This window comes from Shimia sediminis, from assembly GCF_003990645.1.
Taxonomy (GTDB): Bacteria; Pseudomonadota; Alphaproteobacteria; order Rhodobacterales; family Rhodobacteraceae; genus Shimia; species Shimia sediminis.
Map to the genome: position 1 here is coordinate 132,477 of NZ_RYZK01000006.1, position 26,313 is coordinate 158,789.

Below are 26,313 nucleotides of genomic sequence, written 5' to 3' on the forward strand. Positions count from 1 at the left end.
ACGAGATTTTTACGAAACTTCTGAAGGGTTTGTTCAGAGGTTTGTGCATGTCGTATGTGGTGGCCCTTATCGTGATTGTTCTGAGCTTCATGGGCCGACCCGGCCATGCGGGCCCATGGCTGCGCGCGCCGGGGTCTCAGTTCCTGTCGCTGAGTGTTGAATGGGGCCAAGAGGATACACGCCCCAGCGCCTATGGGTCGATTTATTATGAGTACGGCCTGCGACCCAATCTGACCCTTGGGCTTGACGCGGGGCGCGATAGCTGGGGGCAGTCAACGGCGCTGGCCTTTGCGCGCATACCGCTGATGGTCCATGACTCGGGCTCGCGGATGGCCGCAGAGATGGCTATGGGCAGCTACGGCAACGGCTCGGACACCGAATTTGCCATTCGCCCCGGCCTGTCCTGGGGGCGCCCGTTGCATTTTGGTCAGGGAGGGTGGCTGTCGCTGACGGCCACTTATGACTATGTCCCAAAAACAAAACAGGCGCTTGCCAAGGTTGAAGGCACCCTGGGCCTGAATCGTGGCGAGCAGATGAAACTGTTGCTCCAGGTCACGGCCGAAAAGCCCAAGAAACAGGACGACCTGTTCACTGCCACCCCCGGTGTGGCGTGGCGCATCGGCCAAACCTCGCACCTATTGGGCGGGGTGATCCTGCGCAGCGACGGCAGCACCGCCTTGAAACTTGGGCTTTGGCGCGAGTTCTGAGCGCCCCGTCAGCCCGTGTTCACCGGGATTTGAAATTGACCACACCGGCGGACGGGGTATGCTAAGGGGTAGCAGGCCACAAAAAGATCCCGGCCAATCGGGGCGTGTGGCACCAATCTGATCGAGGCAGATCAATGAAAACCCTGGTCTATGCGCTGCTGGCAGCGTCCCTTTTGATATCTGTTGACCCTGCGCCGGCACAGGCCGGACCGATGTCCAGCGCCTGTCTGAAATCGGATCGCAAGGCCAAGTCGCGCAAGCTGTGCCGCTGCATGCAATCGGTCGCCAACAAGGAATTGTCGCGGCGCGATCAAAAGCTCGCCGCGTCGTTTTTCAGTGACCCGCAAAAGGCGCAGGACATCCGCCAGTCTGACCGCGCAAGTCACGAACAATTCTGGAAGCGCTACAAGACGTTTGGCTCCAAGTTTGCCGCGTCCTGCAAGAACGTGAGCTGAACCACGCCTAGCAGAACTTCTCCAACCGCATCTCGGCGCTGCGGGCATGCCCGATCATGCCCTCGTGGCGCGAGATCGAGGCGCTGACGCCAGCAATTTCGGGCAGCGCTTCGGGGGTGGCGGTCTGCCAGGTCACGGTCTTGAGGAACTTGTGCACCGAAAGCCCCCCGGTATAGCGCGCCGCGCCAGAGGTGGGCAGCACGTGGTTCGGGCCTGAGGCCTTGTCGCCAAAGGTGACCGTGCTGTGTTCGCCCAGAAACAGCGAGCCATAGGAACGCAGCCGCGCCTTCCACCAATCGAGGTCTTCCGCCTGCACCTGAAGGTGTTCGGGACCGTAGTCATCGGCCACCTGCGCCATTTCTTCGCGCGTGTCGCACAGGATGACTTCGCCCAAGGTGGCCCAGGCTTCGGCGGCGCTGGAGCGGTTGGGTTCGGGCAGTTCTGCGATGCACTGGTGCACCTGCGCCATCACTGCGCGCGCCAGGGGGTCGTGGTCCGTGGCCAGCCAGACCGGCGAGTTTGGCCCATGTTCGGCCTGCCCCACAAGGTCCCAGGCGACGATCTCGGGGTCTGCGGTGGCGTCGGCCAGCACCATGCAATCGGTGGGGCCTGCAAACATGTCGATCCCCACTTCGCCGAACAACTGCCGCTTGGCCTCGGCGACGAACTGATTGCCGGGGCCGACGAGAATGTCGACGGGTTCGGTGCCGAACAAGCCGTGCTTCATGGCCGCAACCGCCTGTACACCGCCCATGGCGAGGATGCGATCCGCCCCGGCCAGATGCATGGCAAACAGGATGGCGGGCGGCAGGCCGGTCTCGGCATTTGGCGGCGAGCAGGCCGCCACATGAGACACGCCCGCCACCCGCGCGGTGGTGATGGTCATCAGGGCGCTGGCGATGTGACTGTAGCGCCCGCCGGGCACGTAACAGCCTGCCGCCCTAAGGGGGATCTGCTTTTGACCGGTCACCAGGCCCGGTTTCAGCTCCATTTCAAACTCTGAAATACTGTCCAGCTGAGCCTCGGCAAATCGGCGAATGTTGTCATGGGCGTAGCGGATGTCGTCCTGAAGCGCCTGAGGCACCTTTTGTACGGCGGCCTCGACCTCGGCCTGAGGCACGACAAAGGGACCGTCCCACCCGTCGAATTGGCGGGCAAACCCCTCGGCTGCGGCCTCTTTGCCCTGTCGGATCTCTGTCAGGATCTCCTGAACACGGGCGCTGGTTTCGGTATTTTCCTGTGGCGGCAACCCGGTTGATTGCTTGAGGTACGTTACTGGCATGGCGGATTATCCTGTGCGAAGGGTGAATTCTGAGCTTGACCTGATGACGCCCTACATTCACAAAAGGCAAATATAGAGAGGGATCTGTCATGTTGATGAAAGGCGTGACCTTGCGGGGTCTGGAAGTGTTCGAAGCGTTGGCGGCGTCCGGTTCGGTGGCGCAGGCTGCCGAGGTGACCGGCCTGTCGCAACCGGCGGTCAGCCAGCAGATCCGCAACCTCGAGACCGCATTGGGCACCGACCTCTTGGACCATGGGAAGCGGCCGATGCAGCTGACCCCGGCGGGGCGCAGTTTCCTGACGCGGACGGCGGGCGTGCTGTCTGAGTTGCGGCTGGCGCAATCCGAGCTGACGGTGATGGATCTGACGCACCTCAGCACACTCAGCATCGGCATCATTGACGATTTCGACAACGACCTGACGCCGCGGCTTGTCACCATCCTGGCCGAGAGCCTGACGCGCTGCCGGTTCAAGCTGATCACCGCCCCCAGCCACGAGATCACCGAGGCGATGAAGGAACGTCGGCTGCATATCGGCGTGTCGGCCTCGACCGGAGAAATGCTGGACGGGGTGACCGAATACCCGCTGGTGCGGGACCCGTTCATCATTGTCGCGCCGCGCGGACGCTTGCCCAAGGGCGGGTTCGACAAATCCGCGCTGAACGAACTGCCGTTGCTGCGCTATGAAAAGGAACAGTTGATCAGCCGCCAGATCGAAGCCCATCTGGCCCGGCAAAAGCTCAGCTTTGTAGAGCGGTTTGAAATTGGCAGCCACCTGTCGTTGATGGCGCTGGTGGCGCGCGGCATCGGTTGGGCGGTGACCACGCCGCTGGGGTACATGCGCGCGGCCCGCTTTCACGAGCAGATCGAGGCGCATCGCCTGCCGTTCAATCCCTTTAGCCGCAACATCTCGCTTTATGCCAGTTCTGACTGGGCCGACCGGGTGCCGCGCGATGTGGCGGGCACGGTGCGCCGGTTGGTGCAGACCCAGATGATTGACCCGGCGCTGCGCTCTTTGCCCTGGCTGGAAGGGGATTTGAGGGTGCTCGACGGCTGAGGTGGACAAGGGGTTCATGATGCATCCAACCGGATATCAAAACGTGCGCGGATGGCGCGCTCAGCCGTACTGTCCAGATAGCCGGGATCGGGTTGGGACAGGATGTCACGCACCCGGGCATTGGCCCGCTGCCAGGCCTGTTTCCGGCCCTTTTCCGACCAGGTGATCGGCGCGTCGCGATCCGCAAGATCGGGATAAAAGTAGTCCCGCTCCATTGCCGCCATGGTCTGCGCGCCCCCGAGGAAATGCCCCTCTCCGGTCACCGCCTCGACGATGGCGTCGTAGCCAAGCGTGTCCTCGGTCACCTCGACCCCGCGCAGGGCCCGGTAGATATGGGCCAGCATCTCATTGTCCAACAGGAAGGCCTCGAAAGAGGCCCCGAGGAGCGAGGCGGTCATACCTGCGCTTTCATAGATCAGGTTGCCGCCCGCCAGCCCGGCCGCCATGGCCGAGATGCCCTTTTCCATGCCGTATTGCGCATCGAGCGCCTTGGCATCGGTCATGGATGAGGCCACACCCGACACCAGCCCCAAACCGTTGATCAGCTGCGCCGAAGCCGCGTTCATCACGCTGATCTCGCCGCCACCGCCGCAAAAGGCCCCGGTGCGCAGATCAATGACCAACGGCCAGTTGGAAAACACCATCGGGTAGCCCGGTTGATAGACATGCACCATGACAAGGCTGGCCAGGGTTTCTGCGAGCGACTGCGCCAGAAACCCCGCCAGGGTCGCAGGCGCGGTGGCGCCGGATTGGGCCGCGGTGATGCAACTCATCGGGATGCCGCGCCGGATGCATTCCAGCGTGACCTCTACCGCGTCTTCGCCATAGCGCATCGGAGAAATGACCGGCGAGATATGCGCCTTGATCCACGGATTGCGGGCGAAACTGCCTGCGCCATCGGCCATTTCGACCATCTCGATGATCGGCGCGACATGCTCGGCCAGCGTAAAGGACGTTGCCACCGGTTTGGTCGTACCTTTCAACAATGCAAAGACAGTGTTGACGTCGAGCGTCCATTCATCCGGCATATCGCCTGCCACACAACAGCGGGTGAACCAGCTGACGTTGTCCAGACCGTCCTGCAACCGGGTGAAATCATAGAGGTCGCGCAGGGTTGTCGGGCGGTAGTCGCCAGTGTCCAGATCCAGCACCTGCACCGCAGCACCTCCGGTGCCGAAATGCACCCGGTCGTCGCCGACACGGATCGACCGCGACGGATCGCGGCCATAGAGCGTAAAGGACGACGGCGCCGCCGCAATGGCAGCCTCGACCAGCGCAGGCGGCAGTTGCACCCGGTCGCCACTGACGCGCGCACCTTGTGACACAAGCTGATCGCGCAAGGCCTGAGGCACTTCGCCCATGCCGAGATCATCCAGCAAACGCAGCGCGGTATCATAGATGGCGCGGCACTCGGCGTCACTCAGCGGCGTGTAGTGCCCCCCCGGCTGTCCCGGCGGACAGGGGTTCACAGCCACGGGCGCGGCGCGTTGCGCCAGCTTTTCCTTGCGGCCTGAACGGCGATTTTTGCGGCCAGTGGTGGTCATCAAACAATCCGAATCCTGCGTTTCTCTTCCCAGAGAGACTGCGCCGCCCGTTCCGGCAAGAGGGTTTCTTTTGTTTCAGGATCACAAATCAGCCTTTTTCATTTTTCTTAATTCACAAAATCTTCGTTGCGGCACCGCCCCGGTTGCCGTGATGTCATGTCAAACTGGTTTTTCGGAGGCTCCCATGAAGTCCACCACACGGGTTGTTGTTATCGGCGGCGGCATTGCCGGCTGCTCGACGCTCTATCACCTCACACAAGAGGGATGGAGCGATGTGGTGCTGGTCGAGCGCAATGAGCTGACCAGCGGCACGACCTGGCATTCCGCCGCGCAGGTCACGAACTTTGGCATGAACCAGACCATGCTGGGGCTAAAGTCGCATTCGATCAAACTCTACCGCGAGTTGGCAGCGAATCCCGATTATCCGGTGGGCTACCACTATGGTGACGGCGGCATTCGACTGGCCAACACGCAGGCGCAGATGGACGGCTATCACCACTTCGTCAGTCAGGCTGCGGGCATGGGGGTCGAATTCGAAGTCATCGACGCCGCGGAATGCGCGCGCCGTCATCCGCTGATCTCGACCGAGAACCTGGTGGGCGGTCTCTGGGATCCGCATGATGGCGACATTGACCCGGCGCAACTGTGTCAGGCGCTGGCCTATCACGCCCGCAAGGCAGGCGCCGAAGTCTATCGCAACACGCCGGTCACGAGCCTGACTCAACATGCCGATGACAGCTGGACGGTGCATACCGAACATGGCGACATCGATTGCGAAATCGTGGTGAACGCCTGTGGTTACCGGGTGAACGAGGTCGGTGCGATGATGGGGGTACAGCATCCGGTGACCTCGATGGAGCATCAGTATTTTCTGACCGAAGACATCCCCGGCATTGTCGAAGCCGGTCACCGCATGCCGCTCTTGCGGTGCCCGATCAGCGATTATTACTGCCGTCAGGAAAAGAACGGGCTGCTGGTGGGGTTCTACGAGCAGGACTGCAAGACATGGGGCATGGACGGGATCGATCCGAACTTTGTCAACGCGCTGTGCCCGGATGATCTGGAGCGGGTGATGGACGTGCTCGAAGGGGCCTTTGCCCGGATGCCCGCGCTCAGTGAAACCGGCATTCGTGCCATTGTGAACGGGCCAATCACCTATACGATTGACGGCGCGCCGCTGGTGGGGCCGATTCCGGGCAAACGCAACGCCTTTTGTATCATCGGCCTGCGCGCCGGACTTGGCGAAGGCGGCGGTCACGGTTGGCTGCTGGCGCAACAGATCGTACATGGCGAGGCCTGTTATGACACCTGGTGTCTGGATCCACGCCGTTTTACGGGCCATGCAAATGTGGAACTGACCGCGCTGAAGGCTATCGAAGATTACCAGAACGAGTTTCGCTTTCACTTTCCCCACGAACACCGGCCTGCGGGGCGATTTGCGAAAACCACACCACTCACGGCGGTGCTGCAGGCCGAAGGGGCCGCGTTCACCCCGGTCAACGGCTGGGAACGCACCGATTACATCAAGCCATCGCCGGATTTTCACGAAACCCACGGCTACCGGTTCAACGAGGCCTTTGACGTCGTTGGCGCCGAGGTGCGGGCGGTGCAGAGCGGCGTTGGCCTGACCGAGGTCAACGGGTTCAACCGGTTCGAGGTTTCGGGTGATGGTGCGCGCGATTGGCTCGACACCATGTTTTGCGGCTCTGTCACCCGCAAACCCGGGCGCGTGGGGCTGGGGTATCTGTTGAACCACCACGGCTGTATCAAATCCGAGGCCACCATCGCCAACCTGCCCGACGGGCGCATCTGGTACGGCTCTGCCGCCGCCTCAGAATTTCACGACATGGATTGGCTCACCGCCCATGCGCCCAAAGGGGTCACGATCAAGAGCCTCACAAACGACATGACCATTCTGGTGCTTGCAGGGCCAAAATCGCGCGACGTGCTGTCGGCGGTTTCGCGTGGCGATTGGTCGGCCGCGGCCTTCCCCTGGCTCTCGGTGCGCGAGGCCTTTATCGGCATCGCCCCAGCCGTTGTCATGGCGGTGAGTTTCTCAGGCGAGCTGGCTTATGAAATCCACGTCCTCAATACGGCGCTCTTTGCCGCATGGAACGCGTTGCGGGCGGCGGGGGCGGACCATGGCCTCAGCCTGTTTGGCGCGCGCGCGGTCGAGTCGATGCGGATCGAAAAGGGCTATCGCCACTGGAAGGCCGACCTAATCACCGAGTTTGACCCTTTCGAATCCGATCTGGCGCGGTTTGTGAAACTGGACAAACCCACGTTCATCGGCAAGACGGCCCTGCAAAAGCGGTTGGAGACCCCGTCTGGAAAGACCTTTGCCACGCTGAAGATCGCCACCACCGACGCCCCGGCCCAGCCCGGCGCCTCGATCCGCGCAGATGGGCGGATCATCGGTACGGTGACCTCGGCCGACTGGGGCCATAGAGTTGGCGAGAACCTCGCCATGGGGTTCCTGGACCAGACCGACGGTGCGCTTAGCATCGATATCCTTGGCCAGACCGTCCCTGCCGAGAGTGTTCCGGCCTGTCGCTATGATCCCGACGGAACAAGGGTGCGCATCTAAAGCGTTCCGAAAAACATGGTGGTTCAGGTTTTTCTCCAACCGCATCAGGCTTCGTATTGCCAAAAATACTCCCGCCGGAGGCTCCTGCCCGGGCCTCGGGCGCAGCCCCTAGCCGATCTCGGCCAGCAAGCCCCGCGCGCAGGCTTCAACCAGGGTCAGCGCGCCGTCAAAGTCCCGCGTGTAATAGGGGTCCGGCACCTCGCTGACCCCACTCTCAGGCGCATACGCCGTGAACAGCCGCACCGGCGTGGCACTCCCCGCCGGGCGCAAACGCTCAATATTGGCGATATTGCTGTCATCCATGCCGATGATCAGATCAAAGCGCGCAAAATCCGCCGCCGTGAACTGACGTGCGCGCAAATCCGAAAGATCATAGCCGCGATCCCGCGCTGCGGTCTGCATGGGGCCATAAGGCGGCTCTCCTACGTGCCAGCTGCCGGTGCCTGCGCTGTCGGTCTGAACCCCGGGCGCCATGGCGCGAAACACGCCTTCGGCCGCAGGCGAGCGGCAGATATTGCCGAGACACACAAACAAGACCTTCATGACAAGGTTCCTTTTTCCGCGATCAGCGCAGCCTGTCCCTGATCAAACGCCACGTCTCTTTCCACCTGCTGCAGCATTGCCCCCTGGCTCTGCAGGGCCTGTGCATAGAACCCTTGCACAGGCCAGTCGCCGACAAGAATAACCTCTTGCCCCAGCCAATAGGGCCGCGCCGCTGCCAGTTCTGCCCCCAGGAGCGCCCCCCAGGCCCGCCCCGGCGTCACATCCGCCTCAGCCAGTTCCCCCGCCAGCCGTTCAGGCCGCGAGAGGGTCGCCTGCAACCCGTCCTCAAAGCCCTCTTCAGCCATGGCGCGCAGGCCCTCTGCCACTTCAACGCTGACAAAGCTGGCAAAGCTCACAACCTCGCCCACACTCACATGTGCCCAAACCGTGCGTGACCCAACAACACAGATCACACCGTCCCAATTGGGCCGACCCGCAATCACACCCGCGATCTGAACCACCTGCGCACCGGTGGCGCGGCTGGCCGGACTGTCCTGAATCAACCCCGGCACGTCGCCTGTGAAGGGCACAATCACTTTACACGGGACCTTTCGCACCGGCCCCGATAGTCTGGCTGTCTGCAATATGCTCAACGCGTTTCTCCTTTGGTCCTTGTTTGGGCAAGCAGCGCCCACGGGTCAAGAATGTTCCCGAACCCGGCCCTTGCCTTTTCCATCCAATCAGCGCTTTCTTGGCCCAATGTCCAACACCGCAGCGGAGACATCAGCCATGGCCCATGACAAGATCGTCATCCTGACCGGCGCAGGGATATCTGCTGAAAGCGGCCTTGGCACGTTTCGCGACGAAGGCGGCCTGTGGGCGCAGCACCGGATCGAGGATGTCGCCACCCCGGAAGGCTTTCACAGGAACCCCGATCTAGTGCATGATTTCTACAACGCGCGTCGCGTGCAGGCGGCTGAGGCCCGGGCCAATGCCGCCCACAAGGCCCTGGCAACCCTCGAACAGGATCACCCGGGCGAGGTGATCATCGTGACCCAGAACGTGGATGGCCTGCACGAACAGGCGGGCTCGAAAAACGTTCTGCACATGCACGGACGTCTTGACGGCGCCTTATGCGCGGCTTGCGATCACCGGTGGGAGGCCCCGGACAGGATGCACAAGGCCGACAGATGCCCAAAGTGCAGTCATCAGTCCACACGGCCCGATATCGTCTGGTTCGGCGAAATTCCCTATTTCATGGATGTGATTTGGGATCACCTCGACAGCGCCGATCTGTTTGTCGCCATCGGCACCTCGGGCGAGGTTTACCCCGCAGCGGCCTTCGTGCAAGAGGCCCAGCGTGCTGGCGCCCATACGATCGAGCTGAACCTTGCCCCCTCGTCCCGCGTGTCCGATTTTGCCGAGACCTGTTTTGGCCCAGCGACAGAGATCGTGCCCCGCTGGGTGGAACAGGAACTGAAACGCTAAGCACTGGCACAACGGCAAACAGGCCGGGGTTTCCCCCGGCCTGCGTTTTGGCGAGGGCTCCCTTGGGGAGCCTGAGGCGGAACGCGCCCCTTAGTGGTTCATCTGACCATGCTTCGGCTTGCGCTCGAGATCGACAGGGATCGATACTTTGACGTCACCCGCCTTTTCGAACACCAGGATCACGTCGACGGTATCGCCATGTTCCAGCGGGCGGTTCAGCCCCATGAACATCACATGGTCACCGCCCCGCATCAGCATGTGAGACTCTCCGGCGGGAATGGCAAACCCTTCGGGCACGTGCATCATCTGCATGACGCCGTCGGCATTCTCTTTGTGGGTGTGCAGTTCCACTTTCTTGGCAACGTCGGACCGCGCATCAATCAGCTGGTCATCTTCGGCGCCCGTGTTCATCAGCATCATGAAGGCGGCGCCGGTTTTGGCGTTCGCGGTCGCGCTGCGCGCATAGGGGTCTTTGACCATGATCATGTCATTGGCAAAGGCAGGCAAGGCAAAGGCGACGGTGGCAGCCGCAACAGCGGCGAGGGATTTCAGGGACATCTTGTCACTCCGGAGTGGTATCTGGTCTGTATTTTGTCGAAGAGTAGAAACAGGAGCCCTGGGTGGGCTCAGGATACCGAAGGAGGCGCACGGGCCGAGGTCTCGATGGCTCGAATCACACCAAGCGACACCTCATGCAGGCTGGAGATTTTTTGTCCACGCATCTCGACGGGCACGGCCAGCGCAGGGACGGGCGCGACCGCATCCAAAAGCGAGAGGCTGAATTCCGGACAAATATGGGAGTGACCCGTTGGATTGCCGTCGGCGTCGACCGCGATCATGACAGGGCCCGTGCCGGTGCACAGCTCCATCAGGCCCGCATTGGTCTGCATACCGCGCGCAATGGCCATACTGTGCCCGGTCAGGACCAGCACAGCCACCAAGAGAATCGCGATTTGCCGATGCATCCACGTCATGGGCGCAAGATAAACCTTCCTGCACGGGAAGCCATAGCGACAAAAGGAAACAGCCCCGGCGGATGATCCGCGCGGGGCTGTCTTCACTGTCCGATCGTCAAAGTATTCAGGCGCTTGCGGCCTGTGCCTTGGCAATCTCTTTTTTCACTTTCAGCGCGTTGGCCGACAGTTCGTCGTCCTTGGCTTTGGCCAGGAACGCGTCCAGGCCACCGCGGTGATCGACCGAGCGCAGGGCGGCTGCCGAGATGCGCAGCTTAACGCCACGGCCCAGCGACTCAGACTGCAGGGTCACGTCGTTCAGGTTTGGCAGAAAACGACGGCGGGTTCTGTTTTTGGCGTGGCTGACATTGTTGCCAGTCATCGGGCCTTTTCCGGTCAGTTCGCAACGGCGCGACATGGGTTCATCCTCGTTCTTCGGTCCACGGGGACTTTTGCCCCGTCAATGCAAAAGGGCGCCGCCGTGGCAGCGCCCGGAATTTCGTTCGCGGTCATTAGGCCGAATTTGAGGGGGCGTCAAGTGATTCAAGGCAAGGTTTTTGGCAGGACCCTGCCGTTTTCTCATTTTGCATTCAGAGGCCCTGCCCCTCGCAGCCAAAGGCCAGGCACCCCGGAGTATTTCCGGAAAGATGGCGCGTTATTGCGCTGAGATATCCAGAATCGACAGAACCTCATCAGCGGCACTTGAAGGTGTCACTTCGCCCGAGGCCACGCGCGTCTCGAGCCGCGTCAGCGCGTCTTTCACACGCCCCTGGTTGAGCCGCGCCAAGAGGCCCTGCTTGACCTCTTCGTGGAACCAGAATTGCGCCTGCTGGGTGCGGCGGGCCTCCCAGTGGCCATTTTCGCGGCGCCAGTCGGTCAGGGTGTTCATCTCTTCCCAGGCCTCTTGCAGCCCATGCTCTTCGACCGCTGAGACCGTCATCGCCTTGGGGAACCCCTGTGGATCCTGCGGGCGTTTGCGCAACAGGCGCAGCGCACCGGCATAATCGGCGCAGGTCCGCATCGCCGTGGGTTTGAGGTCTCCGTCGGCCTTGTTGACGAGGATGATGTCAGCCATCTCCATGATGCCACGCTTGACGCCCTGCAATTCGTCACCGCCGGCCGGGGCCAGCAGCAGCAGGAACAAATCGGACATTTCGGCCACGACGGTTTCGGATTGCCCAACGCCGACCGTTTCGATCAACACCACGTCAAAGCCCGCTGCTTCGCACAGGGCGACCGCCTCGCGGGTGCGGCGCGCCACGCCGCCGAGATGTGACTGGCTGGGCGATGGGCGGATAAAGGCGTTGGGGTCGCGGCTGAGGCGTTCCATCCGTGTCTTGTCCCCGAGGATCGAGCCGCCCGAGCGCGCCGACGAGGGATCCACGGCCAGCACCGCGACGCGCAAACCCCGGGCGGTCAGCATCATGCCAAAGCTTTCGATAAACGTGGACTTACCCACCCCCGGCGTGCCCGACAGGCCGATACGCAGCGCCTGTTTGCCCGCGCTGCGCAACGCTTCGAGCAGCTCGGCCGCCTGTGCGCGGTGGTCCGCTCGACCGCTTTCCACGAGCGTGATCGCCCTTGCCAGCGCCCGCCGCTCCTGTTTCAATATCCTGTCACGCAGCTCTGCAATATTCATGAGCAAAATCCATACTGTCCCGGCGCGCGCGCCAAATCGTTTCCGCGGTGATTACATGCCTTGCCTGCCTCGCAAAAGTCCAGTGCATCACGGTCGCATGGTGCTGATTGCGGCTGTTTTGGCGCTTTTGCCGCTTTTGGCACAGGCCGATCAGCTGTGGTCGGTGCATGCCTTTGGCCTGCGTGTCGGTGAATTGACGGTGGATATGCAGGAAAGCGGCGCCCGCTACAGGGCCAAGAGCCAGTTCAAGACAACCGGGCTGGCAGGGGTTGTGGCCACAATCCGATTTGACATCCAAGTCTCGGGCGCGCGCTCGGGCGATGTTTTTGATCCGGCCCTCTACCGGGGCAACATCCACACCGGGCGCCGGCAATCGGTCACGGCGCTGGATTTCTCAGGCGCGGTGCCGCGCAAGACAGAAGGCGACGACGCCCCGGCAGTACCGATTGACGATGCGGCGCTGAGAGGGGCCGTCGATCCGATGACGATGATGTGGCAGGTGCTGCGCAGCCGGGCCACACCGTGCCGGGTAGATGGCAGGCAGTATGACGGAACACGCCTCGTCGCGATCCGCTTGCTTCGATCGCGCCAAGAGGGTGAAAATCTGGTCTGCGAAGGCGCATACCATCGCCTGGGCGGATATACACAGGAAGAGTTGGATGAGATCACGGTGACGCCGCTCGAGGTGACTTTTGTGCGCTCGGGGGAAGTGTGGCGCGCAGAGAAAGTCTGGGTCAAAACACGCCACGGACCTGCGACGCTCAAACGCCGCGACACCCAGCCGTGAGGATCAAGGCGTTTGAAAACGCCTTGGCAAGCGGTTTCCAAACCGCTTGATCGCCCGGCTCTGGACCTTGCGCGTCTCCTGCCGGATAAGGACAACATGACCAGCCTGCCCATCCATGACGCCATTGCGCCCCTGCTCGACGCGTTGAAACACCGGGGCCGCGCCGTGCTGCAGGCACCGCCCGGTGCGGGCAAGACCACGGTGGTGCCGTTGGAAATGCTCAAGGCGGGGCTGTGTCAGGGGCGTATCCTGATGCTGGAACCCCGGCGCCTTGCGGCGCGCGCGGCCGCTGAGCGGATGGCAGATACGCTGGGTCAGAACGTGGGAGATACCGTAGGTTACCGGGTCCGCGGCGAGTCACGCGTTGGCAAATCCACGCGGATCGAAGTGGTGACCGAGGGCATTCTGACGCGCATGATTCAATCCGACGCCGAGCTGACGGGCATTGGCGCGGTGATCTTTGACGAATTTCACGAGCGTTCGCTGAATGCGGACCTGGGGCTCGCTTTGTGCTTGGAAATTGCCGAGGCTCTGCGGGATGACCTGATCCTGCTGGCGATGTCGGCCACGTTGGACGCTGAGCCGGTGGCCGCCCTGATGGGAGACGCCCCCGTCATCACCTCTGAGGGGCGCAGCTACCCGGTCGAGACCCGCTGGCTGGACAAGCCCCTGCGCAAAGAGGATCGGCTGGAAGAGGCCACCGCGCGTCTGATCACACAGGCTGTTGACGAAACCGAGGGGGGCATTCTGGTGTTCCTGCCCGGCGAAGGTGAAATCTGCCGCGTGCAATCCTTGCTGAAGTTGCCGCAGACCTGCGATATCCGCCCGCTGTACGGCGCCCTGCCCTTCAAGGAGCAACAGGCCGCCATTCGCCCTGCGGAACAGGGGCGCAAGGTGGTGTTGGCCACCTCCATCGCGGAAACCTCGCTCACCATTCAGGACATCCGCGTTGTCGTGGATGCCGGTCGGGCGCGGCGGGCGCGGTTTGACCCCGGATCAGGCATGTCACGGCTGGTGACCGAGCGCGTGACACGCGCCGAGGCGATACAACGGCAAGGCCGCGCTGGTCGTGTCGCTGAAGGTCTGTGTTACCGGCTTTGGAGCAAGGGAGAGGACGGCGCCATGCTGCCCTACCCGCCTGCCGAGATCGAAGCCGCCGATCTCACAGGGCTGGCATTGGAACTGGCGCTCTGGGGCACAGGCCCCGCGGACCTCGGGCTGTTGACGCCGCCCAATCCCGGTGCCTATCGCGAGGCGCAAACCGTGCTGAAAATGCTGGGCGCCCTGGACACCCAGGACCGCATCACCGCCCATGGCCGCCAGCTGGCCGCCCTGCCGTTACACCCGCGTCTGGCGCATATGCTGCAGGTTGCCGGACCGGATGCAGCCCCGCTGGCAGCCCTTCTGGCGGCGCGCGATCCGCTGCACCGGGGCGCACCGGTGGACCTGTCGCTGCGGCTTGAGGCCGTGCAGGATGCCCGCCTGTTTGCCCAGCGCCGCCCCTATGGCATCAACCGCGCGGCACTGCACACCATACGTGACGAGGCCAAACGCCTTGCCCGGGCCGCGAAGACGCCCGCGAGGGGCGGATTGAGCGTGGCGGAGATGGCCGCACTGGCCTATCCCGACCGCATTGGTTTACGGCGCAAGGGCGACACGCCGCGCTTTTTGTTGTCGGGTGGCAAGGGCGGCATTCTGGACGAGGCGGATCCGCTGGCAGGCGCACGACTGATTGTTGTCACCGATACCGACGGCAACCCGCGCGAGGCCCGTATTCGTCAGGCGATCCAGATCACCGAAGGTGAGGTGCGCAATCTGTTTGGTGACCAGATCATTTGGGCGGACAGGTGTATATGGTCCAAACGCGAGCGTCGCGTGGTGGCGCGCAGGCAGGAAATGCTTGGCGCCATCGCTCTGGATGACCGCATCTGGAAGGACGCCCCCAAAGAGTCTGTGTCCATGGCCATGTTGGATGGGGTGCGTGATTTGGGCCTCAGTTTCTCAGATGCAGCGCGGCGCTTTGTGGCGCGGGTCGAGCTGATCCGAGATGCCGGGCACGATCTTCCCGATATGACTGTCGAAGCCCTGACGGACAGCATTGAAACCTGGCTTTTGCCGCATCTCCAAGGCGTAAAGACCGCAGACCACTGGAAACGCTTTGACGTGTTAGAGGCCCTGCGCGCGCGCCTGGACTGGACCCAGATGCAACTGGTGGACCGGCTGGCCCCGGCGCATTTCACCACGCCGCTGGATCGGCGCATTCCGATCGACTATTCCGGTGAGCACCCGGAAATCTCGTTGCGCCTGCAAGAGCTCTTTGGGCAGACCACGCACCCGATGGTTGGCAAGACACCTTTGCGCGTGACGCTGTTGTCCCCGGCCGGTCGCCCGGTTCAAACTACCATGGATATCCCCGGTTTCTGGGCCACCTCATATGCAGATGTGCGCAAGGACATGCGCGGCCGCTATCCCAAACACCCCTGGCCCGAAGACCCGACAAAAGCCGACCCCACTTTGCGTGCCAAGCGACGCAAAGCGCCGTAAAAACACCGTTCAAGCAGAGATCTTCAGGTATGGGGTTGAACTCGCTCCTGAAAATATGTATATACATTGCACAGACAAAAAAAGGACGGCGAGCAGAAGCCCCCTCATAAGACAATGACAAACGCTCTAAAATCCGCGCTGACCAATGTGGTCGGCCCTCTTTTGCGACGCCCGAAGCGACTTCAGGTGGCCGCTTTGTGCTTTCGCCAAGAGGGTGCACAGAAAAAGGTCCTGCTGGTCACCAGCCGGGATACACGCCGTTGGGTTCTGCCCAAGGGCTGGCCGATTGATGGCAAGGATGCCGCCGAGGCTGCGCTGCAAGAGGCCTGGGAAGAGGCTGGCGTCAAACAGGGCGAGATCACGGACGAAGCGTTGGGCACCTATGATTACGACAAGGAACTCAAGAGCGGCTTGCCCGTGCGGGTTGAGACCGTGGTTTTCCCTGTGAAGGTCAACAAGCTTAGCGACCGGTATCCCGAAGCGGACGAGCGGGATCGCAAATGGGTCACACCCCAGGCTGCTGCCAACATGGTTCAGGAACCGGAACTGCAGGAACTGCTGCGCGGTTTGTGACACTTTCGTAAAAATTTTATGACAACCCGCTTGATATGCCGGGGCGGCTCGCCTAGTGCGAGCGCAACTAGGCTGCCAAGGGGGACATCTGGTGAGCAACCCATCCAACGACGCCGATCATCTGGAAACACTTGATCGCGACCTGCACCGCTTTTCGCATCTGGAAACCGCAACCCAATACGTGTCACGCCCTCTGGTGGGCCTGGGCATCGCGCTGGTGTTCATTGTCATCGCCGGGCTGGTTGCTGGCATGTTCTACGGCGACTACCCCTCGAATTTGATTGTGGTCACGGCCGCGGCCTTTGGCGCCTATATGGCGATCAACATCGGCGCCAATGACGTCGCCAACAACATGGGGCCTGCAGTTGGTGCAAATGCGCTGACCATGGGGGGCGCCATTGTCATTGCCGCCCTGTGTGAGAGCGCTGGTGCGCTGTTGGCGGGCGGTGACGTGGTGTCGACGATTTCCAAGGGCATTATTGACCCTGCGGGCATTGCCGATGCGCAGGTTTTCATCTGGGCCATGATGGCAGCGCTGATTTCATCCGCGCTTTGGGTGAACCTTGCCACTGTGTTTGGCGCGCCGGTGTCGACAACCCACTCGGTTGTGGGGGGCGTCATGGGTGCGGGCATCGCCGCGGCGGGCTTTGCTGCCGTGAACTGGCCCACGATGGGCAAGATCGCCGCCTCTTGGGTGATTTCGCCGGTTCTGGGTGGCGCGATTGCTGCGGGGTTCCTTGCCTTTATCAAGGTCAAGATCATCTATCAGGACGACAAGATCGCTGCCGCGCGCAAATGGGTGCCGGTGCTGGTGGGCATCATGGCCGCCGCATTTGCGTCTTATCTGGCGCTGAAGGGTCTGAAACGTATCATCAAGATCGACATTACCACGGCGCTGATGATTGGCATCGTGGTGGGCGCAATCACCTATGTGATCACCGCTCCGCTGATCAAGAAACAGTCCGAAGGTCTTGAGAACCGCAACAAGTCGCTCAAGGTCCTGTTTGGCCTGCCGCTGGTTTTCTCGGCCGCCATGCTGTCCTTTGCCCATGGTGCCAATGACGTGGCCAATGCCGTGGGTCCGCTGGCCGCTATCGTGCATGCTTCGGAGTTCGGAGACTTTGCCGCCAAGGTGGCCATCCCGACCTGGGTGATGATCATCGGTGCCTTCGGGATTTCGTTTGGCCTGTTCCTGTTTGGCCCCAAGCTGATCCGCATGGTGGGTGAGCAGATCACCAAGCTGAACCCGATGCGCGCCTATTGTGTGGCCCTGTCAGCGGCCATCACCGTGATCGTCGCCTCTTGGCTGGGTCTGCCGGTATCGTCCACGCATATTGCGGTTGGTGGCGTCTTTGGTGTTGGGTTCTTCCGGGAGTGGGACGCCGAGCGTCGCCTGCGCAAATCTGCCGCCACACGGCCCGAAACCAAGCGTATCGCGCCTGAGGAGCGTCGCCGTCGTAAACTGGTGCGCCGCAGTCACTTTATGACGATTGTAGCCGCCTGGGTCATCACCGTGCCCGCCGCGGCGATCATGTCGGGCGTTATCTTCCTGCTTCTCAACTCGATCGTCGTCTGACCCACGGCGTTAGCTTTCCGCCCAGGGGCCGTGATGGGCCCCGGGCTTATCCACCCGCAAAAACCCATGACGTCCGAAAAAGTCGCGCTGCGCCTGGATCAGGTTGGCCGTACCGCGGGCATGGCGCAGGCTGTCGTACCATGTGAGCGATGCGCTCATCACAGGGACTGGCAGCCCCGCCAGAACCGCCGACGCGACAACCCGGCGCAGTGCCGGGATCGCAGCGTTCAGGCGCGCAGCAATGTCCGGAGCCAGAACCAGCGCACCTTGCGGGGGCTTTGATCGAATTGCCTCGGCAAGATCATCCAGCAGGGCCGAGCGGATGATGCAGCCTGCGCGCCAGATCTCGGCCACGCGGGCCAGATCCAATGCCCAGTCAAACTCTTCAGATGCGGCCTGCATCACGGCAAACCCCTGTGCATGGGCCAGAATACGCACCGCGACAAAAGCTTGTTCCATGTCATCCAGAGAGGGTTTGTCATAGTGCTGCGTCCCGGCGCCCAGGATGTCAGAGGCCGCAAGCCGCAGGGCTTTGTCCGATGACCAGCCGCGCGCACCTACGGCGGCTTCGATCCCGCTGGCGGATTGGCCCAGTTTCAGCGCCTCAATCACGGTCCAGCGCCCGGTGCCTTTTTGCCCGGCGCGGTCTTCGATCACATCCACAACCGGCAGGCCAGTCTGCGGATCAACCGCCTGCAGCGCCTGAGCCGTGATGTCCACCAGATAGCTTTGCAGGGGACCGGCATTCCAACGCTCGAACACGCCCGCGATACGCGGAGCCTCCCAGCCACCGCCATCGCGCAGCAGCCCGTAGATTTCGGCGATGGCCTGCATGTCGGCATATTCGATGCCGTTGTGCACCGTTTTCACGAAATGCCCGGCCCCGTCCGACCCCAGATGGGCAACACATGGGGTGCCCTCGAACTTTGCGGCGATGGCTTCCGCCATCGGACGCAATCGCGACCAGCTGTGGGGGGTGCCACCAACCATCATGCTGGGACCATGGCGCGCGCCCTCTTCCCCTCCCGAGACCCCCATGCCGACAAAATGCAGGCCCTGAGCCTCGAGTGCGGCAGCGCGGCGGCGGGTGTCGTTGAAGTCAGCATTGCCCGCATCAATGATCGTGTCACCCTCGGCCAAGAGCGGTGATATCTGGTCAATCATCTGATCCATTGGCGCGCCAGAAGGGATCAGGAACAACACAACCCGCGGCGCTTTCAGCGCGGCCACGAAGTCTTGCAATGTCTCCGAGGGGTGTATCTGCGCGGCAAGCGCCCCGGCCTCTTTCACAAACTCCGGTATCCACTCGGGTTCGCGATTGCTGACGGCGACGTCAAAGCCCTGTTCCGCAAGATTTAGCGCCAGAGCGCTGCCCATCGTGCCAAGGCCATAGACCCCGATATCCGCCTTGGTCATCCCGTTGTCCCGCCCGTTGTTTCCACAGGCCAAGTTTGCGTCGGAATGCCGGGGGCTGCAAGCGCAAGCTCAGCCGATGCGGCGGATGTCTCGCGGGGTCAGGCCCGGCGATCCTTCGCCGCGTCCCTCGGCATCCCGGATCAGGTTGGCGACAGCCAGGTTCAGGGGGGCCTTGATGCCTTTTTCCCGCGCCAGTTCAACGATCAGCCCTTGCAGCTCATCGATCTCGGTGGGCCGCCCCAATTCCAGATCTTCCCACATTGAGCTGCGGGCGCGGGGATCAATGGTCAGCATGGATCGCGCCACGCGGTTGAACAGAAGCGAGGGCAAGCGGAGAATTTTGGGCACAAAGCGCATCGGGATCGGTGTGCCAAGCGGCGGCTTTATCTCGATCTCGGCTTTTTCAAGAACCATTATGGCCTCGGCCATCTGGTCCGACATCAGGCGCCGCCATGGCATGCTGTCCAACTGCTCGCGCAGGGTCAGCCCCGACAGGGCATTGAGCGCATTGTTGAGGTTGATCAAGAGCTTGCCCCATTGCACAGGGGTCATGGAGGCACGCTCGTGAAAGGCAAGATCGGTGACGCTGAGCGTGCGGGCAATGTGTTTTGGCCCCTTTTCGATCAGAATGTCACCACTGGTGCCGCGATGAAACCGGCCTCCGCCCATGTTGACCACGTTGAACGGCACCATGCCCGCGCGCACATCGCGCCCAGGCAGCAAGTCTTTCAGAATACCCGCATTGCCAACGCCGTTTTGCAGACTGATGACCACCGCGTCTTCCTTGGCATTGCGCCGGATCAGGCGCCCCATTTCTTCGGTGGCGCCGCTTTTGACCGTGACCAGGATAATATCGGCCTGCGTCAGACACGACGGTTCAGTGTCCAGCCCGAACATGTCCGGTGACAGCTCTTCATCCATGCCATTGAAATCGGTGAGATTCAGGCCCTGGCGGGACAGCTCTTCGGCCAACCGTGGGCGCAGCAGCAGCGTGACGTCATAGGCGCCGCGCGCCAAGAGGCCGCCCACGAAACAGCCTACGCTGCCCGCGCCGGCCACAACAATCTGCGGCCCCCCGTGCCTGTTCTTAGGCGTGTCACCCATCGTGCTCCCCCAAAGTCCGGATCACCGGCTACTCACATGCAGAAAACCAAGAAACAGGACACTGGTCAAAAGAAACAGACGGGTTGGCAGCCCAGCAAGCCGCAGAATGGGAAGAGATTGGGGCAAAAATGTGGCTTTTTCGACGATTTTTTGGCTCTGACACCAACATTTCCGCAAAATGAAAAACGCCCCGCTGTGGGCGAGGCGTTTGGGGTGTCTTGCAGAAATACCTGACCTTACTTGCCAAGGCACCAGCGCATGACTGCTTTTTGCGCATGCAGGCGATTTTCAGCCTCGTCAAAGATCACCGAATGCGGACCATCCATGACTGTGCTGGTGGCTTCCTCGTCACGGTGGGCAGGCAGGCAATGCATGAACAGGGCATCCGGATTGGCATGTGCCATCAACTCTTCGTTGACCTGATACGGGCGCAGCTGGTTATGGCGACGCTCGCGCGCCGATTGCGCGTCATGCATGCTGACCCAGGTGTCGGTGACCACGAGGTCAGCCCCTTTGACAGCCTTGGCCGGGTCACGTTCGAGCGTGACGGTCACGCCTTTGCTGCGCGCTTCGGCGACGAATACGTCTTCGGGATCCAAAACCTCGGGACCCGTAAAAGTCAGGTCAAAGCCAAACTGGCCCGCGGCATGCAGGAACGACGCGCAGACATTGTTGCCATCGCCGGACCAGACCACCTTTTTCCCTGCAATCGGGCCGCGGTGCTCTTCATAGGTCAGGATATCCGCCATGATCTGGCAGGGATGCGACCGGTCGGTGAGGCCGTTGATCACTGGCACGTCGGCATATTCCGCCAACTCATGCAGCACCTGTTCTTCGAAGGTCCGGATCATGATCAGATCAACATAGCGGCTGAGCACGCGCGCGGTGTCGGCGATGGTTTCGCCATGACCCAGCTGCATTTCCTTGCCCGACAGCACCATGGTCTGCCCCCCCATCTGACGCACGCCAACATCAAAGCTGACACGGGTCCGGGTCGAGGGTTTTTCAAAAATCAGCGCAACCATATGGTCCTTGAGCGGCTGATCATCGTCCAGCGCGCCCTTGGGACGGCCATTGCGTGCGGTTTTCATCGCCAATGCACTGTCGATCATGCCCCGGAGATCAGAAACCCCGGTCGTATTGATATCAAGAAAATGGTTCATTGGCTCAATCCTGTTTCGCGGCAACCTGGGCCGCCGCTTTTTCCAGCCGCTGCACGGCCTCGGAAATCTCGTCTTCGGTGATGTTCAGCGGGGGCAGCAGACGCACCACATTGTCCGCCGCAGGCACGGTCACGACCTGATTGTCATAGCCTGCGTTCACAACGTCCATGTTCGCGGTGTAACACTTGAGGCCCAGCATCAGGCCGGTTCCCCGCACCTCTTCAAAGAGGTCCGGATAAGTGGCCACCAACCCCTCCAGTTTCTGACGGAACAGGCCCGCCTTGCGGTTCACGTCTTCCAGAAAGGCCGGTGTCGCAACCGTGTCCATGACGGCACAGCCCACGGCACAGGCCAGGGGATTGCCGCCGTAGGTCGAGCCATGGGTGCCTGCTGTCATGCCGCTGGCCGCCTCTTCCGTCGCCAGGACCGCGCCCAGAGGAAAGCCCCCGCCAATGCCCTTGGCGACCATCATGATGTCCGGCTCAACACCCGCCCATTCGTGCGCGAACAGCTTGCCGGTCCGCCCGACACCGCATTGCACCTCGTCAAGGATCAGCAGCACGTCGTTTTCCTTGCAGATATGCGCCAGTTCCTGCAGGTCGCCGTCATCCATCGGGCGAATGCCGCCCTCGCCCTGAACAGGCTCGACGATCACGGCGGCAGTCTCGGGGGTGATAGCGTCGTTGACTGCGGCAACATCACCCCAGGTGAGATGTTTGAACCCTGGCAGCAAGGGGCCAAAGCCCTTGGTCAGCTTGTCACCGCCAGCGGCCGCAATCCCTGCCGAAGACCGGCCATGAAAGGCACCGTCAAAGCCGATGATCTCGACCTTTTCGGGCTGCCCCTTTTCATACCAGTACTTGCGCGCCATCTTGACGGCCAGTTCGCAGGCCTCGGTGCCCGAATTGGTAAAGAACACAGTGTCGGCAAAGGTCGCATCCACCAGCTTGTCGGCAAGCGCCTCTTGCTGTGAGATATTATAGAGGTTCGACACATGCCAAAGCGTATTGGCCTGATCGGTCAGCGCCTCGACCAGCACCGGGTTGGCGTGGCCCAGCACGTTCACGGCAATGCCTGCCCCAAGGTCCAGAAAACGTCGGCCATCTGCCTCGATCATCCACGCGCCTTCGCCTTTGACAAAGGTCAGCGGTGCCCGGTTATAGGTCGGCAAAACAGATGGGATCATGGTCCTGTCCTCGTTTAGGAAGCCCTGTGGTTGCCCCACGCGGGCGATCAAGTCAACAATGTGAAAGAGAGATGCGCGCATCAGGCGCAATTTGTGGGAAACCGTCGCGCTTTTCGCGCAACAAACCTGTCGCAGCCGAGGGTTATCGGCGGCGGTCGGTGCGCAGGCGTCGGAGGCCCGTGTATGCGAATGTGGTTTCCATGCAGCCCCTTTAGCCAGTCATTGCCGGTTTGAGAACCCCAAATCCGCGCCCCCGCCAAAAATCCGCTTGATCTCGGCTGCTGGCATCTCCAATGCTCGCCTGATGGATCAGCCTCCGCAGAACCCACTTTTGGCCGCCCTGTTGACCGTAGCCGCCTCGGGCTTTGCGGCCGGGACGACGCTCTTGGCCAAGGCCATTGGCACCGGCGCTTTGGGCGCGCCATTGCATGCGTTGCAAATCAGCTTTGGCCGGTTCCTGTTTGCCTTTCTCGGCTTTGCCATCGCGGCGTTGATCCTGCGCCCGAGGTTCACAAAGCCCAACCTGACCCTGCACGTGGGACGCTCGGGCCTTGGGTGGGGTGGTGTGTCGCTGATGTTTGCCGCCGCAACGTTTATCCCGCTGTCCGACGCCACGGCGATCAGTTTCCTCAATCCGGTTTTTGGCATGTTGCTGGCAATTCCCTTTCTGGGGGAACGCATTGGCCCCTGGCGCTGGGGGTCGGCTGCCATGGCTTTTCTTGGGGCGCTTATCCTGATGCGCCCGGGGGCTGGCGCAATGCAGGTTGGCGCGCTGATTGCCCTGCTCGCGGCCCTCTGTATGGGGGCCGAGTTGATCTTTATCAAGCTGCTGACAGGGCGCGAACGCCCGTTTCAGGTCCTGCTGATCAACAACGCCGTCGGTCTTGTCATAGCCACCACTGCCGCGCTCTTTGTGTGGCACTCGCCAGAGCCCATGCAGTGGCTCGCCTTGGCTGGGATCGGCGGGCTCATGGCGATGGCACAGGTGTGCTTTGTCAATGCCATGCGCCGGGCTGACGCGAGCTTCGTCTCACCGTTCTTCTATTGCGCCCTGGCCTTTGCCGCCCTGTATGATGCCCTCATCTTTGGTGTTCACCCTGACGCGATCAGCTGGGCCGGCGCCGCTCTTGTTCTTGCCAGCGCGGCCATCCTCGCCTGGCGCGAAACCCGTCTCAGGCGTTGAGCGCACCGCGGAAAACCACCCCCAGCTTCTTTTGGCCAAAAATATCCCGGGGGTGAATTGGCCGCACGCGGCCAAGAGGGGGCTGGCCCCCGCACCTTCACCCTTTCAGCCGATACCCCGTCTTCAGCATTCCCCAGGCCAAAGCCATCAACGCCAGGGTCACCCCTCCAACAACCGCCAGACCCAGAACGGGCGACCCGTCCGAAACTCCGATCATCCCATGACGCGCACCATCGATCAGGTAGAAGATCGGATTGAAATGGGTGATTGTCTGCAACACGGGCGGCAGGGCTGTGACCGAATAAAACGTCCCCGACAGAAAGGCCAAAGGCGTCACGATAAAGTTGGTGATCGCTGCCATCTGATCAAACTTGTTGGCAAAGATGCCCGCGATGACCCCCACTGCCCCCATCAACGCGCCCCCAAGCACGGCAAAGCTGAAGGCCCACAATGGGTGCACCACACCGATACCAAGAAACAGCCAGAGCCCCAGCGCAATCGCCAAGGCCACAAACAGACCCCGCACCACGCCGCCCGCCAGGTATCCCAGCACCATTTCCAGCGGGGCCAGTGGCGGCATCAGCGTATCAACGATATTGCCCTGCACCTTGGATATCACGATGGAAGACGAGGTATTGGCAAAGCTGTTCTGGATCACGGTCATCATCAGGATGCCAGGCGCCAGAAACTCGACAAAGGGCACGCCCATCACGTCCCCACGCCGCGCGCCAACGGCAATGGTAAAGATCATCAGGAACAGGCCCGCCGTCACCAGCGGGGCCAAAAGCGTCTGCGTCCACACAACGGCAAACCGCGTGATTTCGCGCATGGCAAGGGTGTAAAGCCCCAGCCAGTTCACCCGCCCAAAGCGACGCACCCCCATTTCACGCTGATTCATGACGTCCCTGCCCCGTTTCGCTGATTCTCTGCCTTGTAACTCGGCCCCGTGTGATTACAATAGGCCCCTGACCAAGAAATGCAGGCGGCTCTCGGGGGCCGTTTTTTACTTAGGGAACTTTCGATGTCCTGGACCGACGAGCGCGTAGAGCTTTTGAAAAAGATGTGGGGCGAGGGCCAGTCGGCCAGCCAGATCGCCAAAGAGTTGGGCGGCGTGACCCGCAACGCGGTGATCGGCAAGGTGCATCGCCTTGGCCTGTCGAACCGCGCCACCAAGACCGACACCAAACCCAAGGCCGAGGCCAAGCCGAAACCAGCGCCCAAGCCCAAGGCCGCAGCAAAACCTGCCGCGCCCAAACCTGAGCCAAAGCCTGAACCGGTCGCCACGGCACCGGCCAAACCCGCCATGTCACCGGCGCGCAAGGCAATCATTCCGGCTGGCCAACCGCTGCCACCGCAACCGTCTGCCAACGAGATCAGCCCAGAGGCTCTGGCCAAGGTCAGCGAGATCGAGAAATCCGCCAAAAAGCTGACGCTGATGGAACTGACCGAGCGCACCTGCAAGTGGCCGGTTGGCGATCCGGCGACGGATGACTTCTGGTTCTGCGGCCTGCCCGTTCAAGCTGGCAAACCCTATTGCGAAGCCCATGTCGGCGTTGCCTTTCAGCCGATGAGCGCGCGCCGCGACCGCAAGCGCTAAGACCAAAACACACTAAACCTGTACCCCCCGTGGTCCCTGGACCGCGGGGGGTTCCTTTTGATACCGACCCTCCTCGGTCTCAAACCGCGCCCGCAACTCTTCGGCACCTTGGAAAAATGCGGCCCGCACTTCGGCGGCAAAGGGATTGGCGGCCTCGATGGCGTGCAGCACTGTTGGCGGGTCATCCTGCACCATGCCCACGGCCTCGGCCAAGAGATCGAAACTCGCCGTCGTCATCCGCTTCGGCAAAGGCCCCATGCCCACCAGTACCTTGGCAATCAGATGCGTCAGCCCCTGCACCATCGCAGCCTCGCGGTCATGGGCTTCGGGGGTTTCGACGATCACCTCCAAACCCAGTCCACGCAGAAAGGCCCCCACCTGCCGCCAGGCCGTCCCGCGCACCGGACAGATCACCAGCTTGCGCCCCTGAATACCGCCTGCTGCGCTCTGCGGGCCGAACAGGGGATGGGTGCCGACAATCTGTACATGCTCTGGCAGGCTCTCAACCATCGCCTCTACCGCGGCCAGCTTTACCGATCCCACGTCCACCACCACGGTTCCGGGCAGCAAAAGCGGCGCGATTTCACCGCACAGGTGTCGCATGCGCGCCACCGGCACTGCCAGCACCACGACCTCTGCTGCCGCGACCTCTTCTAGTGACGCCATCGGCAACACCCGGCCATCCGGCAAGGCGGCCTGCCCGTAGGCCGGGTCAAACACCTTGATGTCAAAGTGGTCTGCCAGAACGCCTGCTGCCAGCGCCCCGAAGGCGCCAAAGCCAAACAGGCCCAGCGTGGGGTGGTGTCGTGTGCCCATTCCATAGGCTCCCTATTTCAGGGCCGCGTTTCAGATGGGATGATGTGCTTGGATGTTGCTCAACCGACCGTCACGCGGCGGTTGAACATGTTGAAAGCCCCGCCACCTATGTGGACAGGGTATAATAGACGTTTGCGATGAGGCAGGTCCGTTTCATGCCGCTTCTTCCCACGCC

The 26,313-nt window shown here is 61.9% G+C and carries 26 protein-coding genes; 12 read left to right on the plus strand and 14 right to left on the minus strand.

Translation table 11 applies throughout. The annotated features are described in order from the left end of the window. Positions 1-47: 47 nt before the first annotated feature. Both EK369_RS14290 and EK369_RS14295 read left to right on the plus strand, forming a co-directional pair. Positions 48-707: a hypothetical protein gene (locus tag EK369_RS14290; RefSeq protein ID WP_127114944.1), complete on the plus strand. Its 660-nt coding sequence runs from the start codon at positions 48-50 to the stop codon at positions 705-707. A gap of 134 nt (positions 708-841) precedes the next feature. After that, positions 842-1,162, plus strand: a complete 321-nt coding sequence (locus EK369_RS14295; protein ID WP_127114945.1) for a hypothetical protein — start codon at positions 842-844, stop codon at positions 1,160-1,162. A gap of 7 nt (positions 1,163-1,169) precedes the next feature. On the opposite strand, the gene hisD is transcribed toward EK369_RS14295, so the two are convergent. Next, positions 1,170-2,444: a histidinol dehydrogenase gene (hisD, locus tag EK369_RS14300; RefSeq protein ID WP_127114946.1), complete on the minus strand. Its 1,275-nt coding sequence runs from the start codon at positions 2,442-2,444 to the stop codon at positions 1,170-1,172. Positions 2,445-2,533: 89 nt separating this feature from the next. On the opposite strand from hisD, the gene EK369_RS14305 reads away from it, so the two are divergent. Next, the gene (locus EK369_RS14305) at positions 2,534-3,499 is read left to right on the plus strand and encodes a LysR family transcriptional regulator (protein ID WP_127114947.1); all 966 of its coding nucleotides are present in this window, start codon (positions 2,534-2,536) and stop codon (positions 3,497-3,499) included. Between the two features lie 14 nt (positions 3,500-3,513). Here EK369_RS14305 and EK369_RS14310 read toward each other — a convergent pair whose 3' ends face one another. Further along, positions 3,514-5,043, minus strand: a complete 1,530-nt coding sequence (locus tag EK369_RS14310) for a trimethylamine methyltransferase family protein (RefSeq protein ID WP_127114948.1) — start codon at positions 5,041-5,043, stop codon at positions 3,514-3,516. Positions 5,044-5,227: 184 nt separating this feature from the next. Between EK369_RS14310 and EK369_RS14315 the strand changes: the two genes are divergently transcribed. After that, the gene (locus EK369_RS14315; protein ID WP_127114949.1) at positions 5,228-7,630 is read left to right on the plus strand and encodes a GcvT family protein; all 2,403 of its coding nucleotides are present in this window, start codon (positions 5,228-5,230) and stop codon (positions 7,628-7,630) included. Positions 7,631-7,738: 108 nt separating this feature from the next. On the opposite strand, the gene EK369_RS14320 is transcribed toward EK369_RS14315, so the two are convergent. Continuing rightward, complete coding sequence (locus tag EK369_RS14320; protein ID WP_127114950.1) at positions 7,739-8,173, minus strand: low molecular weight protein-tyrosine-phosphatase; 435 nt, start codon at positions 8,171-8,173, stop codon at positions 7,739-7,741. Continuing rightward, complete coding sequence (locus EK369_RS14325; RefSeq protein ID WP_164727005.1) at positions 8,170-8,766, minus strand: 2-dehydro-3-deoxygalactonokinase; 597 nt, start codon at positions 8,764-8,766, stop codon at positions 8,170-8,172. The genes EK369_RS14320 and EK369_RS14325 overlap by 4 nt, the downstream gene beginning before the upstream one ends. A gap of 106 nt (positions 8,767-8,872) precedes the next feature. Here EK369_RS14325 and EK369_RS14330 point away from each other — a divergent pair, with 106 nt between their 5' ends. Continuing rightward, positions 8,873-9,601 (plus strand): NAD-dependent deacylase, encoded by a 729-nt coding sequence (locus tag EK369_RS14330; protein ID WP_235871429.1) that lies wholly within the window; start codon positions 8,873-8,875, stop codon positions 9,599-9,601. 90 nt (positions 9,602-9,691) lie between these two features. Here the strand turns inward: EK369_RS14330 and EK369_RS14335 are convergent, their stop codons facing one another. The 4 genes from EK369_RS14335 to meaB all read right to left on the minus strand — a co-directional run bounded on the left by EK369_RS14335 (position 9,692) and on the right by meaB (position 12,193). After that, positions 9,692-10,159 (minus strand): copper chaperone PCu(A)C, encoded by a 468-nt coding sequence (locus EK369_RS14335; RefSeq protein ID WP_127114952.1) that lies wholly within the window; start codon positions 10,157-10,159, stop codon positions 9,692-9,694. A gap of 68 nt (positions 10,160-10,227) precedes the next feature. Next, positions 10,228-10,575, minus strand: a complete 348-nt coding sequence (locus EK369_RS14340; protein ID WP_127114953.1) for a hypothetical protein — start codon at positions 10,573-10,575, stop codon at positions 10,228-10,230. A gap of 106 nt (positions 10,576-10,681) precedes the next feature. Further along, complete coding sequence (gene rpmB, locus EK369_RS14345) at positions 10,682-10,972, minus strand: 50S ribosomal protein L28 (RefSeq protein WP_127114954.1); 291 nt, start codon at positions 10,970-10,972, stop codon at positions 10,682-10,684. Positions 10,973-11,209: 237 nt separating this feature from the next. After that, complete coding sequence (gene meaB / locus EK369_RS14350; RefSeq protein WP_127114955.1) at positions 11,210-12,193, minus strand: methylmalonyl Co-A mutase-associated GTPase MeaB; 984 nt, start codon at positions 12,191-12,193, stop codon at positions 11,210-11,212. Between meaB and EK369_RS14355 the strand changes: the two genes are divergently transcribed. The 4 genes from EK369_RS14355 to EK369_RS14370 all read left to right on the plus strand — a co-directional run bounded on the left by EK369_RS14355 (position 12,192) and on the right by EK369_RS14370 (position 17,673). Beyond that, positions 12,192-12,980: a DUF3108 domain-containing protein gene (locus tag EK369_RS14355; RefSeq protein WP_127114956.1), complete on the plus strand. Its 789-nt coding sequence runs from the start codon at positions 12,192-12,194 to the stop codon at positions 12,978-12,980. The genes meaB and EK369_RS14355 overlap by 2 nt on opposite strands. 96 nt (positions 12,981-13,076) lie before the next feature. After that, positions 13,077-15,524, plus strand: a complete 2,448-nt coding sequence (gene hrpB, locus EK369_RS14360) for an ATP-dependent helicase HrpB (RefSeq protein WP_127114957.1) — start codon at positions 13,077-13,079, stop codon at positions 15,522-15,524. 114 nt (positions 15,525-15,638) lie between these two features. Continuing rightward, on the plus strand, positions 15,639-16,097 hold the full coding sequence (locus EK369_RS14365; RefSeq protein ID WP_127114958.1) for an NUDIX hydrolase: 459 nt from the start codon (positions 15,639-15,641) through the stop codon (positions 16,095-16,097). Between the two features lie 91 nt (positions 16,098-16,188). Then, the gene (locus EK369_RS14370; protein WP_127114959.1) at positions 16,189-17,673 is read left to right on the plus strand and encodes an inorganic phosphate transporter; all 1,485 of its coding nucleotides are present in this window, start codon (positions 16,189-16,191) and stop codon (positions 17,671-17,673) included. A 9-nt stretch (positions 17,674-17,682) separates the two neighbouring features. Here the strand turns inward: EK369_RS14370 and gnd are convergent, their stop codons facing one another. Together gnd and EK369_RS14380 are read right to left on the minus strand one after the other, a co-directional pair. After that, positions 17,683-19,089: an NADP-dependent phosphogluconate dehydrogenase gene (gene gnd, locus EK369_RS14375; protein WP_127114960.1), complete on the minus strand. Its 1,407-nt coding sequence runs from the start codon at positions 19,087-19,089 to the stop codon at positions 17,683-17,685. A 69-nt stretch (positions 19,090-19,158) separates the two neighbouring features. Next, positions 19,159-20,193, minus strand: a complete 1,035-nt coding sequence (locus EK369_RS14380; protein WP_127114961.1) for a 2-dehydropantoate 2-reductase — start codon at positions 20,191-20,193, stop codon at positions 19,159-19,161. Between the two features lie 36 nt (positions 20,194-20,229). Here EK369_RS14380 and EK369_RS21825 point away from each other — a divergent pair, with 36 nt between their 5' ends. Continuing rightward, a complete protein-coding gene (locus tag EK369_RS21825) occupies positions 20,230-20,427 on the plus strand; it encodes a hypothetical protein (protein ID WP_164727006.1) in 198 nt (65 codons plus the stop codon). A gap of 2 nt (positions 20,428-20,429) precedes the next feature. On the opposite strand, the gene argF is transcribed toward EK369_RS21825, so the two are convergent. Continuing rightward, complete coding sequence (argF, locus tag EK369_RS14385; RefSeq protein ID WP_127114962.1) at positions 20,430-21,356, minus strand: ornithine carbamoyltransferase; 927 nt, start codon at positions 21,354-21,356, stop codon at positions 20,430-20,432. A 4-nt stretch (positions 21,357-21,360) separates the two neighbouring features. Further along, entirely contained in the window at positions 21,361-22,542 is a 1,182-nt protein-coding gene (locus tag EK369_RS14390) for an aspartate aminotransferase family protein (RefSeq protein WP_127114963.1), read from the minus strand. A gap of 304 nt (positions 22,543-22,846) precedes the next feature. On the opposite strand from EK369_RS14390, the gene EK369_RS14395 reads away from it, so the two are divergent. Further along, positions 22,847-23,725, plus strand: a complete 879-nt coding sequence (locus EK369_RS14395; protein WP_127114964.1) for a DMT family transporter — start codon at positions 22,847-22,849, stop codon at positions 23,723-23,725. 97 nt (positions 23,726-23,822) lie between these two features. On the opposite strand, the gene EK369_RS14400 is transcribed toward EK369_RS14395, so the two are convergent. After that, positions 23,823-24,623 (minus strand): ABC transporter permease, encoded by an 801-nt coding sequence (locus EK369_RS14400; protein ID WP_235871430.1) that lies wholly within the window; start codon positions 24,621-24,623, stop codon positions 23,823-23,825. A gap of 123 nt (positions 24,624-24,746) precedes the next feature. Here EK369_RS14400 and EK369_RS14405 point away from each other — a divergent pair, with 123 nt between their 5' ends. Continuing rightward, on the plus strand, positions 24,747-25,322 hold the full coding sequence (locus EK369_RS14405) for a GcrA family cell cycle regulator (protein WP_127114965.1): 576 nt from the start codon (positions 24,747-24,749) through the stop codon (positions 25,320-25,322). A 12-nt stretch (positions 25,323-25,334) separates the two neighbouring features. Here the strand turns inward: EK369_RS14405 and EK369_RS14410 are convergent, their stop codons facing one another. Beyond that, the gene (locus EK369_RS14410) at positions 25,335-26,138 is read right to left on the minus strand and encodes a prephenate dehydrogenase/arogenate dehydrogenase family protein (RefSeq protein ID WP_127114966.1); all 804 of its coding nucleotides are present in this window, start codon (positions 26,136-26,138) and stop codon (positions 25,335-25,337) included. Positions 26,139-26,313 lie beyond the last annotated feature (175 nt).

Excerpts from the sequence above, each read along its gene's own strand:
- EK369_RS14290 (WP_127114944.1), top strand. The coding sequence starts at position 48 with ATGTCGTATGTGGTGGCCCTTATCGTGATTGTTCTGAGCTTCATGGGC.
- EK369_RS14295 (WP_127114945.1), top strand. The coding sequence starts at position 842 with ATGAAAACCCTGGTCTATGCGCTGCTGGCAGCGTCCCTTTTGATATCT.
- hisD (WP_127114946.1), bottom strand. The coding sequence starts at position 2,444 with ATGCCAGTAACGTACCTCAAGCAATCAACCGGGTTGCCGCCACAGGAA.
- EK369_RS14305 (WP_127114947.1), top strand. The coding sequence starts at position 2,534 with ATGTTGATGAAAGGCGTGACCTTGCGGGGTCTGGAAGTGTTCGAAGCG.
- EK369_RS14310 (WP_127114948.1), bottom strand. The coding sequence starts at position 5,043 with ATGACCACCACTGGCCGCAAAAATCGCCGTTCAGGCCGCAAGGAAAAG.
- EK369_RS14315 (WP_127114949.1), top strand. The coding sequence starts at position 5,228 with ATGAAGTCCACCACACGGGTTGTTGTTATCGGCGGCGGCATTGCCGGC.
- EK369_RS14320 (WP_127114950.1), bottom strand. The coding sequence starts at position 8,173 with ATGAAGGTCTTGTTTGTGTGTCTCGGCAATATCTGCCGCTCGCCTGCG.
- EK369_RS14330 (WP_235871429.1), top strand. The coding sequence starts at position 8,873 with ATGTCCAACACCGCAGCGGAGACATCAGCCATGGCCCATGACAAGATC.
- EK369_RS14335 (WP_127114952.1), bottom strand. The coding sequence starts at position 10,159 with ATGTCCCTGAAATCCCTCGCCGCTGTTGCGGCTGCCACCGTCGCCTTT.
- EK369_RS14340 (WP_127114953.1), bottom strand. The coding sequence starts at position 10,575 with ATGACGTGGATGCATCGGCAAATCGCGATTCTCTTGGTGGCTGTGCTG.
- rpmB (WP_127114954.1), bottom strand. The coding sequence starts at position 10,972 with ATGTCGCGCCGTTGCGAACTGACCGGAAAAGGCCCGATGACTGGCAAC.
- EK369_RS14355 (WP_127114956.1), top strand. The coding sequence starts at position 12,192 with ATGAGCAAAATCCATACTGTCCCGGCGCGCGCGCCAAATCGTTTCCGC.
- meaB (WP_127114955.1), bottom strand. The coding sequence starts at position 12,193 with ATGAATATTGCAGAGCTGCGTGACAGGATATTGAAACAGGAGCGGCGG.
- hrpB (WP_127114957.1), top strand. The coding sequence starts at position 13,077 with ATGACCAGCCTGCCCATCCATGACGCCATTGCGCCCCTGCTCGACGCG.
- EK369_RS14365 (WP_127114958.1), top strand. The coding sequence starts at position 15,639 with ATGACAAACGCTCTAAAATCCGCGCTGACCAATGTGGTCGGCCCTCTT.
- gnd (WP_127114960.1), bottom strand. The coding sequence starts at position 19,089 with ATGACCAAGGCGGATATCGGGGTCTATGGCCTTGGCACGATGGGCAGC.
- EK369_RS14380 (WP_127114961.1), bottom strand. The coding sequence starts at position 20,193 with ATGGGTGACACGCCTAAGAACAGGCACGGGGGGCCGCAGATTGTTGTG.
- EK369_RS21825 (WP_164727006.1), top strand. The coding sequence starts at position 20,230 with ATGCAGAAAACCAAGAAACAGGACACTGGTCAAAAGAAACAGACGGGT.
- argF (WP_127114962.1), bottom strand. The coding sequence starts at position 21,356 with ATGAACCATTTTCTTGATATCAATACGACCGGGGTTTCTGATCTCCGG.
- EK369_RS14390 (WP_127114963.1), bottom strand. The coding sequence starts at position 22,542 with ATGATCCCATCTGTTTTGCCGACCTATAACCGGGCACCGCTGACCTTT.
- EK369_RS14395 (WP_127114964.1), top strand. The coding sequence starts at position 22,847 with ATGGATCAGCCTCCGCAGAACCCACTTTTGGCCGCCCTGTTGACCGTA.
- EK369_RS14400 (WP_235871430.1), bottom strand. The coding sequence starts at position 24,623 with ATGAATCAGCGTGAAATGGGGGTGCGTCGCTTTGGGCGGGTGAACTGG.
- EK369_RS14405 (WP_127114965.1), top strand. The coding sequence starts at position 24,747 with ATGTCCTGGACCGACGAGCGCGTAGAGCTTTTGAAAAAGATGTGGGGC.
- EK369_RS14410 (WP_127114966.1), bottom strand. The coding sequence starts at position 26,138 with ATGGGCACACGACACCACCCCACGCTGGGCCTGTTTGGCTTTGGCGCC.